Here is a 17145-nt window from a genome sequence, read left to right on the forward strand (position 1 = left end):
TTATGAAATTAATTAGTTGTTTAATCTTTTTGCTAGCCTTTGCGTCAGGTTGTGTGGCAAACGATACATATCTGCGTACGGCTTCCAATCACGATAAAAATAAGGCAGAAGGCGCAATCTTGGTCAAAGAGGTCGTTTTTGAAAGCCAGGGCGTAAAATTAACAGGAAACGTATATCAGCCGAAAAATGCGCATGCAGCAGTTGTGCTAGTACATGGATCTGATCCCGTGCCACGAATGACAACATTAGCAACGTTGTTAGCCGAGAATGGTTTACTGGTTTTGACGTATGACAAACGCGGGGTAGGAGAGTCTGGTGGTATTTATGTTGGGCCTTCCGTGGGCACCAACAATATCAGTGTTGATAACTTAACGCTTCTGGCAAAAGACGCAAGTGCGGCGATCAACATTATTCATCAATATGATAAGCAATTGCCCATTGGTCTTGTTGGTGCAAGCCAAGCTGGCTGGATTATCCCAATGACCGCGCACAAAAATCCGTTAGTAGACTTTATGGTGCTTTTTAGTAGTCCTACAATCACCACGTTAGAACAACTTAGATTTCAGTTCTACACCAATGGTAGAGAAGATTTTTGGGACAATCATACTGATGAGATGGCACGAGCACATACTGAAAATGATCCTGACAAATACCAATTTACAGCCACAGATCCGAAAGACTCCTTAAATGCCTTATCAATACCTGGCCTTTGGCTGTTTGGAGAAAAAGACATACAGGTTCCAGTCAAAATGTGTATGGAGCAAATTAATACACTAAAAGCTCAGGGCAAACCTTATGAATATGTTTTATTCTCATCGTTAGGACACAATACTAATAAACAGGAACCCATAGACATTGCATTACATTGGATTCAACAACAAACTCATCGCCATTAATCTGCGGCTGCTTAAGTGGGCATCTGCGATTTAAAACTTGAACACTCAGTATCTCTAAAATCTATTGATGGATACAACCTACATTATGTCCGATACTGATTAGTATTGGACATTGCATGGCGTTTAAAGCTGCCTTATGTTGAGGAGATTAGGGTCAACACTTTGATACTTTTGATATATACACAATTTAACATAACGTAAATTATGGGATGTTATTATACATTTGCATGGTATTAAGTATATATACGATAATCTCCTCGATTCTGGCGATAAGGTGTTACAGACATTGCTGTCATGTCCGCACTTAACGATATTGGCTAGCACTCACGCACTAGCCACATATTATTTAGTTAATTTATTCGATACACGTCTAAGTCATCAAAATGGATTTCACTATCAACTTGCCACTTTGTTGAGTACAAGTAGATTTGTACAACATGCCCTGCGGTATTTGGCACTGTAAACTCTAAAGTTATCGGCGCCCAATCTCTGCTGTTAGTCACTACTTGGGCAATCGATTGCTTACTCGTTGCGTCATAAACCATTACGCGGCCATTTGCATCTCCAGAGAATACTCTAGCCATTGACTCTAATCTGTATGTTGCACCCGGTTCATAGTCAAAAACTTTTTGGGCAACTTGCCACCCGTAAGTTGGTTTATTCCTTACCGTTAACCCCTGTGAACCACTAAAAGCACTGTTCGGGCTCAGAAATACGGTATCAGGCGTTGACTGCCAATGTCTCCAGCCTTCGGGTAATGCATTGGCTAACACCACATCAAATGGTTGTTGATACACTTTATAACCTTTTATAAGCTGCGCAATTGCCCCCATATAATATCGTTGGCCGACACCTTGTATTGCCTCATATATAGGCGTTAATTTATCTTCTGAGTCATGATAAATACTGGGTTTAAATTCTGCTAATTGCATCCACCACCTCAAAGACGTTAGAGATTCAGAGGCATAGCACTTATTGACATGCATACTAAAATTGTCACAGTGAGAAATCATAAAATCCGCAGTATTTGCGAAGTAAGTCATTTCCGCTTTATTAAATCCAACGCCTGCTTTATAACTACTCACCGCTGCGGCAACATCCAAATTTCCGTGACTAGTATCTTCTGTACCTGTCCAGTTGAATCCATCGCTAATTGTGTCTTTGTCTGTAAGTATGCTCCAGTAGCTCCATTCATATTTATTTTTTTGCAAACCTGCATTTGTTTGATAGTGCCCCAGTGCTAAACTACTTTTAAACGCGTTTATTAACGCTTGCGCCATATATTTGTGATGCGGATCACTGCCTTCGATTTGAGCGAGTTCTGCATAAGTGCGCTGTAACGCTAGATATTGGTTATGGGGTAAAGACTGTCCGGGCTTACGGCTAGACGAATCGTCTGCAAATAAATAAACTAGGTGGCCACTTAATGTACTGTACAAGTCTTTTTCCCATTTAGGGAAAGTATGATTAATCAAAAAGTCATAGTAGTTATCTGATGCGTGGCTAAATTGCGAACCCAACCGCCCTGTCCTAGCCAGTTTAATGAATTTCGCCATAGGTGCTGTGATCATGCCATCATGTACGAGGTATTCTCTCCATGACTTAACCCGAATATTGTCAAAATGCACAGTACAATTTTTGCGATAATCCGATGCATACAGCCTAACTTGAACATCATTTTTTGGTTTCGACGGCGTAATAAAGTCAGCAATGTAATACTGATAACTCTGGGAATCGATGTACTTATTCAGTAGTACTTTTCTATCTGTAAAATCATAAACTTGAACTAGACCCCGAACACCTGCGTCGCAATTCTCAATCTTCGCATGAAAATTAATTTGGTATTTACTGTTTGGATCGAAATTCGAATCGGGTTTGTATGGGTTGGTTAAAGGTGATTGCAGAACATGCCAGCGATTTGTTTGTGGTGCTGTTTTAACCGTAAAGGCTGCGGTGCTTTTTCCATCTTCTACTTTATCAGCGGTATTCCTATATGCTGTGGCCGAAGTTGACTGCCAGCGTTTCCAATTCGCTGGCAATGTGCTGTCTTGCGAGTCAGCTAATTCTGCACCGAAATTTTGAATTGCATCGATGGAATAGACCCATTCGCCCCATCCATCATATCCATCTTTGCCCATACCAGTATTGTCTTTTGCAAGGGCCAATGTTTTATCGACACGAGAAACAAACACATCTAAGTATTTCTGATTTTTTGTGCCCAAGTACATTTCGATCAGTGCATCTAAGTAGTAGGCTTCTGCCCAAGCTAAATTACTTGAACGACTGAAACTATCTGGGTACTGGGCCTGATATTGTTCACTGATTAAGTCAAATTTATCGGCCCATTCACTTTGGGTGTATTGCGCATTTGCGTTACATGCACCGAGTAGCAAGATCGATAGTGACGCTTTTTTTACTATCTGCTTCATAAAGTATCCTTTTATTAATGGTTATATTTCAACCGATTATATTACCTTAAAGTGAATACTTTAAAAGCGGCACGCCAATTTTGAGCGCATAGCCCAGTTATCGCCTTGGACGCAGCTTGAATTGGAGGTAGCGAATGCCTTGATATTAAGCGTCATCTTCATGTTAACGATCCCATCAACCTGTTTAGCCTACTCCCCATTCCCGCTCTCACTCAAAAATAACTGTGCCTTGGGCGCTTCATAAAAGTCGCTGATAGGCGTGTTAAACAGTCGATTTGCTAAAAATTGATGAAAGTCGACAACAACCTTTTCCATCGTAACCAGTTTTCCGCCTCGGGCCCGAGTTGAAGCCATGCCTCGCTGAACACGCTCGCAAATAGCTTTATCCTCAGCAAAAAATGCATCGACAAAAGCTTTTTCCGCCTTATCTTCAGTACTGACCTTCACATTTGAAATGCCTGCTGATCGAACGATACACCGCTCGCTATCTACCGGCAAAACTTGAATCCATGATAGACTCTCAGAGGTAAGTATCCCTACAAACGATGGAGGAATTGATATTAAAACATAGTTATCAAATACTTTTGGATAACTTCCTCTGAACCACTTGGTGAGCGAGCTTGAGGTGTCTTTCATCTCTCCTCCTGTCAAGGCCCATTCGGCGTAGCCTGCAATGTCAAAAGCTTGTCTGGTTGGGGTGACGGTTTCAAGCGTCGCCTTGTGTACTTTGAATAAGTGATAACTTTCCATGGCATTTTCCATAGCAAGTTTCCAATTTGCATCCCAGTGTTCAAGCTTATCCGAACGATAGCCATGTTCAAATTTAGCTAGTTCGAAGTGGTGTATGTAATCATCAATACCTTCAAGGCGATTTAACAGCGAATTAGTTGGCTCACCAAGGTGAATAAACAGCATGCCGTGCCAACTTTCAAGATGAAATTGCAAGAGGCAATGGGCCTGTTTATCGATATTCACATTGCCCGTAAATGGCGCACCTTTGAAAGTCCCTTCATCTGAGTATGTCCAAGCATGATATGGACAAACGATGTTTTTCTCCACATTACCGAAGCCTTCATCGAGTAACATAGTCCCTCGATGACGACACACGTTTGACAGCGCGCGGACAGCACCATCTTGACCTCGGAGAATCACAATGGGCTCACCGGCTAATGTAAAGGCAAAATAGTCTCCTGTGTGATTTATTTCTTGTTCGCTGACAATGAAGACCCATTCGTTTTTGAATATTTTCTCCATTTCAAGATCATGGATATCTTCATCTTTATACACCGCAAAAGGCAACGAGTAGGCTTCCTCAATCGGAGCCTGAGCCACGTTTGCGTACTCAGCCATGAGTGGCGATGAATGCTTAGTCATATTTTTTACCTGCTGGTCCACTTTATATTTTATAACTCGCTGATTTTTTTTACTTTAAACATTTTACTTAGTACAGTGTTTAAAGGGCATCACCATTTAAAATACCGTCTAAATTATTGTCTAATGCAGCTTGCCACCCCTTACCCGGCAGGGTGCAAGTAAACGTTAAACTATTTCCTTGCTGCGACCCGATAGTCAATAATTGCTCTGCGGTAATACGGTTTTCAAATGCTCTATCGCTTCTGTAGTTTTTTTCAGTATGGTCAAAAAGGTATCCTCGGGTCTGATTGTCCACAACTCCCAACACAATCAGATCACATTCTGTGACCCGCCCTCCCAAGAGCTTTGAGACAAATGGCGTACTTGCTCTTTGTTCAAACAGCAAAATTCTCGGTTTGACTGTGTCTAATGTGTGTTCTGTAAGTGTAATTTGTTGACCTACAATGGGGGCTAAATCATTATCAAATTCCATCATGTAATCGACTAAGCCCTGCCGTGTTCTCTCATCAGGAATGCCTATTTCCCCAACATTAAAATGACAGCCATATCTTTCATCGGCACCCTCTGGACAACCTTGTTCGCCATTGTCGAATACCCCGCCTTTGAGAAAGTTTAGCAGTTGATCCGTTGCGCCATCATGCAAGAAACCAAAGCCACGGATTTGATCTCCTTGATGTGTTTTGGTGTGGGAAGGTAAAAAGCCCTCACGATCGGGTAAACCGAACATACCAACACGTGTATACAAATTTCTTAATTGCGGCACTTTCAAAATTTGAATTTCTCCCCCATGTGCGATTTCCCCACGGCTTCCATAAAACCCTTGCGCATGATCAACACCATGGCAGCCTGCACAATTAACGCCATCCACATTATCGCCATTTAATGAAGTGTCTTGCGCCGCGCCATCAGAGCGCCGCTCACCATGAAAGAACTGTTCACCCACAAGCGCAGAAGATGACAATGAATTGTCTAAATTTCTGATTGGATTCGGTGGTAACGCGACTTTAAGCATAAAATCGGCAAACTTATCCATATCTTGCTCCAATTGCTTAACGTCGACCGACTTTGCTTCCGCCTCTACGGACTTTGGCAATACAATATCAAGACCCATTAACCCTTCGAAGGCAACAATAAAGTTTTTAAAAGATGTGCGTTCATCTAAAGTTTGGGCAATATCATCACCAAAGTATCCAATTGAGCGGTCACCCCGCCAATGCATATGACCATGATGCTGCATGCCTCTTAAAGTTTGTGTCCCCATCGGGCCTTTCATTGATGCAAAGCTACGCTCATCACCATTGCCGTTGATGATTTCCAGAAGCTGGCAACTTTCTTCGTCAGGACCCACTAACAAACACCCTAACTCCGATAAGTTTTGGGTTGGAAACGGTTGCGGGTTTTTTTCATTTTTTGCGTCGGGGTTACCAAGGTTCCAACTTAGGTGGTCTGTATCACCAAAAATATGGCAGCTAGCGCATGAAGACTCGCCATTTGACGAAGAGCGATTGGCATCATAAAGCATATGCCTACCTGCCATAAAGTCTTTTGGTTCAAGTGTCGGCATGGCGATTCGCTGACGTTCATCACCCGTTGTCAAACTTATATTGACAAGGCTATTATCGAATCGTGTAAAAACGTATAAAGAATTTTGATTTTCATTCAGCAAAATACCCGTTGGACCGCCATCGACAGACAAGTACTGCTCACTCGCGATTTTTGGATCAAACTCTTTACCTTCATTGTCCCAATACTGCTCACTAGTTAATTCATTCGTATCCAAGACGGCCACTTTATTAGAGCCTATGACGGCACTGTACAATCGCTTGCCATCAGCACTAACTTCAAGCTGCAACGGTGTGGACAAGCTATGCTGCTTGATTAACTCATTCCCTTTTAAATCTTCGTAATCTATATGCCTATTCAGGTGTCTAGGGAACACAGAGCCAGTTAACGGATTGATAACTGAAATACGGCTTTTTGCGATATTACCTTGCACAGTAGAACCGGTAAATTCTCCTGCCCCCTCAAACCGACTCGCATTATTTGCATCAGTATTGGATACAAACAAATCACCCGTAGTTGGGCTAACTGCAATATTAAACAAGGTCGTCCCTACATGCTTAAAGCTTGTGATAGCCTGATGCGTATTTGCATCAATCGCAAAAACGTCGTGATCCGGTAAGTGAAAACGTATGCCATTGGAAAAGTTACGCCCTTTTGTATCTTGCCACTGTCCAGAGCGACGGTCATACTGCACAATCATACTTGTCCAAGGTTGATATTCACCTTCAGCATTTGTGCCTGGTGCAGTTCGACCGCCTGGAAGGTAGCCATCAGCGAGTCCCTTAGGTGATCTCACTTCATCCAATACTTTACAAGGTACAGCCCCGTACTCATCGTCTTCGAATCCAGGGCACATGACGGCTTCATGCACAGCAGTCGTTTGATTGCCAGAATGAAGTACAGCGGCATACACTGTTTCTTCATCCAAAGAAACCGCTAGACCTCTCAAAGTGTCGCCAAACATCGAGATAACTTCTAGAGGCTTTCCGCCAAGGTTCTGGCCTAACGCTCTAGTATCAAAAACCCAAACATCAGCACGCCCTATTCCAGGTGTATCTAACATAGGATCTCCTGCGCCTTTTACCTTTGCTAAGACTGGGTTTAATCGCTGCTGACCTCGGTGAGCAGTTGAAATGAACGCTTTGTTCTTTGCAAAAACGATGTCTCTTGGCTCATCACCAACCAATAGCGTACGCACAACACGTGCGGGTGAAAATGATAAATCGACAATACTTACTGAGTCAGATAGGTGGTTTACAACCCATGCCTGCTCATTGATAACCGCCACTGAAACAGGCTCTAATCCAACATGCACACTCTGCAAGCGTGTAACAATACCGTTATCTCCAATAGAGAATATCTCTAGCGTATTGTTGGAAGTGTTCGTCATCAACAGTTTTTTGCCGTCTGGCGTTTTTGCTAATGGCCTAACCGGGGCCGACTCAAAACCTACATAGTCCGATTCTCTTGCTGGAGGCTCGACCTTCACTGGTACCTCAGGTACCGACGGCGCCTCTGGCACAATCGGGGCGACGGGTACTATGGGGATAATCGGCGTGTGAGCACCGGCGTTGTCCAACTTACTATTTCCTCCGCAGCTAGCCAAAATCACCATATACAACAGGCCCATGAACTTGTTGTTCTTAACTCTTACCACTTTTACACCTTTATATTTTCACACTGACAATTTACAGACTAGATCAGATGCATGTAAATTGTCAATTTGAAAATCTAAGATATCAACCCGAAAATTTTTGTACCTTTATACTGCTTTCTGCGCAATAATAAACAGAAGGCAACTAAGGTTAGGGTCTAAAAATGCATTCGCAAAGATTGGATAAATCTGGCATGTAAATTTATAAGGAGTGTGACTTATCAATAATACGCCTTATATTGTCACGTTGAAAATATATAGATAAGATAGTACGCTTGGTTACATAAAAATACCTATGCCTATCGTACGACGCTACGGTAGCAGGCGATGTTGTAGTATCCCTATTAAGCTGAAGTAGGCTAGCCATTTAGTCAGTATTGATGGTTTACCTTAAATGAACTGTGCGATCAGGATTGTTTAAATATCGATCACTACATAGCCAGAGTAGATATATAAGCGGATAAAAGATAGATTATAAAAAAGTACAAGTAACTTACATTTGAAAAAGTATTATTGGTTTTTTATCTATTCAGCACAAATAAAAATGACCTTTTTTTGTATACTTTTTAATACAAACCTGAGTTAGTTCCTATTTAAGATCTATTTTTATTCTGAGGGAAACATGTATATTCACACATTTACGTTACGCATTATAGGAACTAATACAGTGCAATACCTAATAAAGGTAAATTAAAAAATGACACAGCATAAAGCCAATATTAGGCCCATTTTAATGACTTATAAGCGCGTAATTTCAGCTTTTATCGACATTTTTAGCCATATACCCGCTATTACTCTTGATTAAGTCTAAATTCGTAAAAAACACCAACATGTAAATTAAATGTAACTTATAAAAAGTCATTATTATCTAATTTGTGTATATACATCAGGCTTGTTATGAGCCACTCTCTCTTACAAAAAAGGAAGTGAGATGACAAACGTCTGCTTTTAGAAGTATGCTACTGGCGAGCATCGTGCGCGTTATGCGTTACAAACAATGAACCAGTGCTTAAGTAGTGTATTAAAATTTTCAACAGTGTGTGTTTTGTATTTACGCAGCGAGTAATCACTGCTTCCTAATGAAAGTTAACCCAAACATAACACCGCATACCGTGGACACGTTGCTTTGGCGCAAAAGTGATAATTCGCATGAGTTGTTAAGAAATGACGTGCATCATCGGTATTATTGCACACGACAGACAGTGAGGGTTACTCAGACCCTAAGAATAGCCTGTGCTGGCATTGGCTACTATAGAATGGAAAAGGGCAGGCTTATGTCGTCGTGTATACATAGCGCTGCTAAGAGTGTGTGTAAGTTAGATTGAAAACGCCTAGCTTGTTTGCAATCTAGGCGTTTTTATTATTTACCCCGTGATGATACGAAGCATTCTCCTCAGTGGCTCGGCAGCCCCCCACAGTAGCTGATCACCCACTGTGAATGCACTAATGTATTTGTCGCCCATAGAAAGCTTTCTAATTCGCCCTATCGGAATATGCAATGAGCCTGTGACATTGACAGGTGAAAGCTCTAGCTCTGTTATTTCACGCTCATTTGGAATAACTTTTACCCATTCGTTATGTTCATCAAGGATCTTTTCAATTTCAGCAACGTCAATATTTTCACGTAGCTTAATCGTCAAAGCTTGTGAATGGCATCGCATTGCACCCACTCTGACACATAATCCATCTACTGGAATAGGCTGCTTAGTCGAGCCTAAAATTTTATTTGCTTCAACTTCTGCTTTCCATTCCTCTTTGCTTTGACCTGATTCAAGTGGGACATCAATCCAAGGAATAAGGCTGCCAGCTAGTGGCACACCAAATTGGTCTTTTGGCAACGAATCTGATTTAAGTTTGTCAGCCACAAGCTTGTCAATTTCTAAAATCGCAGAAGACGGGTTTTCTAATTGGGTTTTTACGCTAGCATGGATCTCGCCCATTTGAGAAATAAGCTCACGCATATTACGCGCACCCGCACCGGAAGCAGCTTGGTAAGTCATTGGACTAACCCATTCGATCAAGTCTTTTTCGAACAATCCGCCTAGCGCTAACAACATTAAAGAAACGGTACAGTTACCGCCAACAAAGGTCTTCACGCCTTGCTCTAGACCTTGTTGAATCACATCTTTATTCACTGGGTCCAAAACAATAATACTGTCTGCAGACATTCGTAAGGCAGACGCTGCGTCGATCCAATAGCCTTCCCAGCCAGCATCACGCAACGGTTGATACACCTCTCTGGTATAATCTCCTCCATGACAAGACACGATGATGTCCATTTTTTGTAAAGATGGAATATCAAAAGCACTACTAAGTGGTTTCGCTTGTCCACCATACGTAGGACCTGGTTGTCCAGCTTGCGATGTTGTAAAGAAATGCGCATTAAGATGAGAGAAATCATTCTCAGCTACCATACGCTCCATAAGAACAGAGCCGACCATGCCGCGCCAACCAATAAATCCAACGTTATTCATTACATTACCCTTATTTTATTTAAAATTCTCATTGCGTGAGGGGTACGTCTAGACGTCTAAAGTAGCAAAATATATCCACCAGCTCTAGTACTTTTTGTAGCAATTTTAAAATCATTTAACTCTGGATGCGGTGGGGTACACGGATACAGAAAAGCTACCCAGTCCGCATCGGCAATCACAACCCCTTGATCTCATTGTGGTAACCCGTCGAGTTTGCCGGTAACGCTTGAATGGCGTCATATTTGACCGCAATCCAGCAACCAAACAAACGAACGACCACAATGTGGAATAAACACAAATAACTGGGCGTGATTAGCCTTGCAACGACTTAATAAGGTATGGGATTTTTGATATTAAAAAACCCCGCAAATAGCGGGGTTTGGATACAACATGTAAAGGTTGCGTCCGAGCCTGATGCTGCGCATCAAACTAGAACTCTGGGCAGAAGAAATGTTTATTTTATGTTAACAAGACTTCTAAAAATGGTCAGGATATGCGATAACCCTTTTGTGGTAGCTATTATGAGTCACTTTAATACTCTTTTCAAGTAAAATTCTTTCAGAAAATTGATCTAGGTTATAAAAAAAATCTAAATTTAATATATGTTTACGCTTACGTAAATGTCATATTTTTCATGTGAAAGTCATTAAATTTATTAAGATTTATTTTACGTCACTTACACTGACGATTGACTCACCATTATATTTAAAAAATATTTAAATAATTATACTAGTGACAGTTGTGAATAATTAATTAATAATACTTTTAAAATAAAAAAGCCGCAATTATGCGGCTTTTTGTTAGCTGATGTATTCAACAATTAGAACTCTATTGCAAAGTCTAAGCTGACTTGCTGTGCTGTTTCTTTTTGACGAATAAGGACATCGTTTTGCTCTACTTCAAAATCTTGGTCTAACAGGTTCTTCACCTTGAACGTCACTGTCGTGCTAAACGTTGGATAATAACTATATACCAAGTCTAATGAGTTAATTGGTTGCTCATACGCATCATCAAAGCCGTTAACACCTGCCGCTAAAATACGGTCGCCAAAAACATTGTAAATGACAGATGCTTGATGATTGCCATCATGCGAGTCATAGTTTAACTGTAAATTGGCAACATACTCTGAATGACCTGTCATACGACGTTTGAGGTTAGTTAAATCACCCCGTGCGCTTTCCAATATCTCTACCTCTGAATCACTCATCGTTAAGTTACCAGACGTAAAGAATGCACCGCCGAGGAAGTCTGAAGAAAGCTCTACAAGCCACTCCGCCTCTATACCGTAAACGTATGCAGAATCGGCGTTTTCAAATTCCAGTGTAAATCGACCATCACGCTCATTTAGCTGCGCTTCAATGGGTTTGTCGATATCTTTATAGAACGCACCAACCGAGAAGTTGTCTCCACTTTCGAAATAGAACTCAACGCGGACATCAAAGTTATCTAGATTACTTGATACAAGCGTTGGGTTACCCAAAGTTCTATAGTCTGTGAGTGGATCTTGATATTGAACAGGTGTCAATTCTCGTAGATCTGGTCTTACGATGGTCTGACCCCAACCTGCACGAATTTGATACGTTGGTTGGCTATAAGTCATTGATAACGAGCCAAACGTGTCATCTTGCATGACTGTCGCTTTTTGGATTGCTTCAGCACTTAGTTTATTTTGCAATAACGCTGGGTCAAAAGCTGAACGAGAATACGCAAGCGCAACCTGTCTGAAGTCTTCATATCTCAAACCACCAGACACTCGCCAATCATTTGCAAAGACGTAATCGAAACTACCGTAATAAGCATCAATTTTCTGAGCAGCGATGTAATCGTCTGCATTAGGCTCTTGGAACTGAATTTCAACCTCAGTACTATCAACGCGAGCATCATCTCTGAAGTAGCTACCAATACCTAGTGCTTCATTTCTGTTCGTGGCAAGGGTCAACTCTTCAGTAGGACCAAAGCGATATTTGAAGAAGTCAGTACGGTACTCACGTGTTTTATCAACAAAATAACCGCCACCTTTTAATTCGATTTCAGATGAATCAAAATAGAATGCTTTGGATAAGTTCCAACCAAAATTTTCCACTTTGTCTTCCATGTCAACAAAGCGATATAAGAATGGATCACCACCCAGCGCACCACTGGTGTAAGTCTCTGTGTAAACACCATCTGTATAGCGATCTCTCGCCGTGATCTCTAATTCACTTGGAATATTTGTTGTCGCGGTGGAATCAGTATAGTGCCAATCAAAACCAACGCCTTTAATGAAGTCGTACTCGATATTATGCGTACCGCGGAACTGAAGCACTTCTAGTTCACGTTCTTCAAATGAAGTTAAGTTTTTACGTTGAATTTCACCACTTGCGATGCTCAATGATTTCGAAGGCTCTTGGTAAAGCGATACGGATGCTTCGTCCTCGGTGTCTTTCAACTTCATATAACTTGCATTCAGGTCATGGCCGTCTAGCTTATAACCAAGGTTAAATGATGTATTGAGCTTTACATTCTTCTTAGTAGACTCTTTGTCATTTCTAGATGAGTAACATGCTAAGTCTGACTTACCACACTCTTCTGTCTTTACTTCTGTTGAAGACAGTACAGCGGTGAAGCCTTTACTGTGACTCCACTCATGATCGTAAGCAGCAGAGATTAAGAACCCTAAAGAACCACCTAAACCAAATACATCATCAAAACGGTCACCGTAGACAAGCTTACCGCCTACGTCTGGGTCTAGGCTTTTTTCTACCATACCAAAATCACGATGTAGTGACTTTGTTAGAGTTTTATTGATTGCTATCGCCTCGTCTTGAGAGATATCGGTGCCGCGCTCTTTAGACTCTACTGAACGAATGTTAAGAACAGAAATGTCGGAAATACCATTGACGTAACGATTGAGCGCATTAGTCATTGCAGTTGGCATTGCTCTTAGCCCGTCATCTTCACCAAGCCAATCATCATCACTGCCGTTATAAACAAAGCCTTTATCATTGGTATTTTTATGTGCAACACCGACTTCAATTTTGATTACGCGATCACTAGGAATGCTCTTAGTTCTGATATTGACATCACCACCACCGAATGCCGCTGGCATGTCGGGCGAATACGCCTTTTGAACTGCAAGAGACTCAATGATACTTGAAGGAAATATATCTAGCGGTATTACATTACGTGTTAAATCTGGGCTTGGGACCTGAGCACCATTTAAACGAACACTTGAGTAACGCTCACCAAGACCACGCACATAAATAAACTTGTCGTTGACCAAACTTAGGCCAGTGACACGACGCAGCGCCGCAGCAGCATCACTATCACCAGTTCTAGAGATTTGCTCAGAACCCATGATATCGGCAACAAACGCTTGGTTTTTACGCTCTTCAATAACCGCACTCGCACTGCCTTTTAGACGGCTGCCGACAGCAACCACTTCTTCAATTTCTTGAGCAGTCTCTTCTGCCATTACACTTGCAGACAAAGGGCTCAAAAGAGAAAGCAAAGAAATGGTTATCAAATTTGTTTTGAACACTTTGATTGGTTTCATTTGTAATTCCTCTAAACCAAATATTTATTCACAAAGGGCGCTTTAAAGCGCCCATTAACTGTTTATTGGATATGGCTTAGATTATTGAGTACGTTTTACTGACTCAGCTACGAATTTAGCCCATTCAGTGTCTGTTTCGTCTTCACCTAATGCACCAATGTAAGCCACGTCAGTGAAGAAAGCGTTATCTTCGCTTAATTTAGAAGACTCTACCGCTACGTTGTTACCATCTTTGTCTTTGATAGTACCGTTAGTAGTTGTCATGTTAGCGCCAAGTACGTTTTCGAAGTTTACGAAACCGATTAGCTGGTTGCCGCCACCTGTGAACCACTGAGCAATGTCAAAGTTTGCTAGGTTGCCTTCAAGTGCTGTGTGAATGTCTTCGAAATCTTTCGCACATGCAAAGATTGAGTTATGGAATTTAATGTCACCTGCTACTGCGTTTGCGTGTACGCCAGCTGAGCTAGATGCATCTTTTTCGTTGTATAGGTCAAAACATGCTGCGCCGTCTTCTGTACCTTTACTTACGAAAAGCATATTGTGAAGCTGTGCTTTACCCCACTCTTTCATTTCCATGCCAGCACCGTGGCCACGAGGACCTTTTATACCGTTGCTTACAACAGTTGCATTAGCAATTGTTGGGTTTGAACCTGAAGTCGCGCGGTCAGAACCTTCTGCAGACGTTGGGTCTTTTTTGCCACCGTCCGTTTCAAAACCGTGGTTACCTTGGTTTAGCGTTTGTACTAGGATGAACTGGCCGTTACCTTTCCAACCTGTATCCCAGTCAATACCGTCATCAGCGGTATCTGTTACAACGATGTGTTTGATATTAACCTGTCCACCAAATAGTTCGATGCCATCATCATACCCTTGGTGAATGTGTACATACTCAACGGTTGTGCCAGAACCAACCGCATTTAGTGTGATTGAGTTAAGCTCATCACCTTCAACACCGTTACCTGCGAACTTAACAACGACGTGCTTTAACGTGCCGCTGTCATCTGTGTCGTCATTACCACCGTAGTATGAAACAACACCTTCAGCTGCAATGTTACACATACCCGTTTCAGCTTCAGTTTTAGAACACTCTACAGTCGTTGCCATGCCGTTGATCTGGATACCACCCCAGTCCTGCATCGCTGGTGTCGTTGAATCATCTTCGTCGATTTCAAAGATTGAAGTAAATGTAATTGGCTTATCTACTTCACCTACTGCGTGAATATTTGAACCACGTGCAACACGTACAAAGCTATCAGCTTTTGTGAACGCAATTGTCGCGCCCGCTTCAATTGTTAATGTAGGCCCATCAAGGTCAATTGAACCGCCTTTTGAAGTATCAACATCTGAACCAATGAACAAAGCGCCTTCGAAAATGTGCGCGCCATTGTCTGGCAGTGCCTTAATAAGGAAAGAAGCGCTAATCTCTTTTTCATCACTTGCAAATGCTTGAGAGTATTTACAGTTTTTACCGTCTTGCTCGCCCGAGAAAACCGTACCATCTACTGTGTAAGTCGCACAATCTAATGTAACAACTTTGTCGTTATCATTATTGTTATCATTACCTGGGTTAGTGATATTTTCTACAGAGTTATCAACTCGGTTATCATTTGTAGTTGGGTTAACGTTAATATCACCGCCACCACAGCCAGCAAGTACAAGAGCAGAAGAAATTAAGCTTACTTTAAATAAACCAGAAAGGTTCATGTTGGTCTCCAAAGAATATAGTTGTTATAACCGTATTTATTTATTGGATCTAGGTTAGATTTAACGTGTTACAGATGGGTTACAGATTTTATAATTTAAAATGACAAAGACAGCTTTAATTAATTTCTTAATAATTATTTAAAAAATAAAAGCCGCCCGAAGGCAGCTTTGGTGTTGCGAATATAAAATTGTTTTTATTATAAAGTTGCTTGCTTTAAACTTTCATCATGCAACTTTTCCTTTTGGACATATTTAATCCACTGGCGCGCGAGTTTTGCTGACTTTTTGTGCTTTTCCGCTTGCTCAAAAGCCAATATTGAAGCATCAAAATTCTTCATATTATATTGCGCCATTCCAAGTGCAACATATGCATTGGACTCGAAACTCAAACTTCCTTTATCAAGTGCTGCCCTGGCAGCATCAGCGGCGTCATCATAATTCTCCATATTGATGTAAACCTCTGCAAGACGTTGCTGGAAGTTACCATGCTCAACCAGTTTGTCGGCTGCTTCGAAGAACTCAATTGACTTCTGGTCGTCCTTAGCTTGGACATATGCTTCTGCTATAAATGATAAGTTCTTGGCCGAGCTGTCTATAATATTAGAATCAATGCCAGATTTTAACGTTTGTGCAGCTTTAAAAGGTAAACCATTGTAAAGATATACTTGAGACAACTGTAATATCTCAGTTTTAGTTTTTATAAAACCTCGTTGTTTTGCAGTTTCTAATATGGCCAGTTGTTTTGATTCTTCGCCAACTTCGCCATACATACCACCTAGCTGAATCCAATACTGGGGCTTATCAAAAAGCTTGACCATTTTTTCAATAGTTTTTATTACATTATTAGGCTGATTCAGAGAGTAATATAACGCCCTTTGCAATACCAACCAGTTTTCTTTTGGTATCTCACCATTTGACTCAGCCAATTCTATTGCGCTATTTATATTCCGCAAAGCCTCTTTATAGTCTTTATTCTGATATAAAGCCTGTGCTTTTAATGTATAAAAATTACTCTTAACTGGTTGAGTATTGAGTTTTTTCCACTCATCTAAATATTCTACTGTTTTTGCATAATCGCCGTTGGCCATTGCCAACTGCGCCAGACTAAAGGTTGTTGAGAGTTTCAATGATTCTGGTATCGCTTCCTCTGCAACTACCTTCTCAAATGATGCGATAGCATTGGAAAGATCATTCTCGTTGTAGTAGATAAAACCATAGAAGTTATGCATCATTGCTACTTCATAAGAATTCATACTCGACGCGCGATCTTTGATTGAATCTAAAACCTCTAGCCCTTCTTGAACATTGCCTTCGTCAGCTAACTTTTGCGCTCTTGCCAATTGGCTGTACACTTTCTCACGAAGCGCGGGGACGCGCTTTGTTTTGGTCTCTGCATAGGCAGTCGATATAGAAACATCAGGTACAAGTGACGTGAGCGTGACAGCAGCATTAACAGCTACGGCACTGACACTCAGCACTAGTAAATTTTTAATCACTTTCATAATTCAAGCTCCTA

The 17145-nt window shown here is 41.3% G+C and carries 8 protein-coding genes; 1 reads left to right on the top strand and 7 read right to left on the bottom strand.

From position 1 onward, the window contains the following. Positions 1 to 2: 2 nt before the first annotated feature. Positions 3 to 896, top strand: coding sequence for an alpha/beta hydrolase family protein (locus L1286_RS00585; protein WP_235404947.1), 894 nt, complete (start codon positions 3 to 5; stop codon positions 894 to 896). A gap of 350 nt (positions 897 to 1246) precedes the next feature. Here L1286_RS00585 and L1286_RS00590 read toward each other — a convergent pair whose 3' ends face one another. The 7 genes from L1286_RS00590 to L1286_RS00620 form a co-directional block, all read right to left on the bottom strand. Beyond that, on the bottom strand, positions 1247 to 3325 hold the full coding sequence (locus L1286_RS00590) for a hypothetical protein (protein WP_235404948.1): 2079 nt from the start codon (positions 3323 to 3325) through the stop codon (positions 1247 to 1249). Positions 3326 to 3514: 189 nt separating this feature from the next. After that, the gene (locus L1286_RS00595) at positions 3515 to 4699 is read right to left on the bottom strand and encodes an aromatic ring-hydroxylating oxygenase subunit alpha (protein WP_235404949.1); all 1185 of its coding nucleotides are present in this window, start codon (positions 4697 to 4699) and stop codon (positions 3515 to 3517) included. A gap of 79 nt (positions 4700 to 4778) precedes the next feature. Beyond that, on the bottom strand, positions 4779 to 7919 hold the full coding sequence (locus L1286_RS00600) for a hypothetical protein (RefSeq protein WP_235404950.1): 3141 nt from the start codon (positions 7917 to 7919) through the stop codon (positions 4779 to 4781). Between the two features lie 1361 nt (positions 7920 to 9280). Further along, on the bottom strand, positions 9281 to 10390 hold the full coding sequence (asd, locus tag L1286_RS00605) for an aspartate-semialdehyde dehydrogenase (RefSeq protein WP_235404951.1): 1110 nt from the start codon (positions 10388 to 10390) through the stop codon (positions 9281 to 9283). Between the two features lie 820 nt (positions 10391 to 11210). Continuing rightward, a complete protein-coding gene (locus tag L1286_RS00610) occupies positions 11211 to 13925 on the bottom strand; it encodes a TonB-dependent receptor plug domain-containing protein (protein ID WP_235404952.1) in 2715 nt (904 codons plus the stop codon). Positions 13926 to 14006: 81 nt separating this feature from the next. Continuing rightward, positions 14007 to 15629, bottom strand: coding sequence for a hypothetical protein (locus L1286_RS00615; protein WP_235404953.1), 1623 nt, complete (start codon positions 15627 to 15629; stop codon positions 14007 to 14009). A 197-nt stretch (positions 15630 to 15826) separates the two neighbouring features. Then, complete coding sequence (locus L1286_RS00620) at positions 15827 to 17131, bottom strand: tetratricopeptide repeat protein (RefSeq protein ID WP_235404954.1); 1305 nt, start codon at positions 17129 to 17131, stop codon at positions 15827 to 15829. Between the last annotated feature and the right edge of the window lie 14 nt (positions 17132 to 17145).

This window comes from Pseudoalteromonas sp. SMS1 (assembly GCF_021530565.1).
Lineage (GTDB): Bacteria > Pseudomonadota > Gammaproteobacteria > Enterobacterales > Alteromonadaceae > Pseudoalteromonas.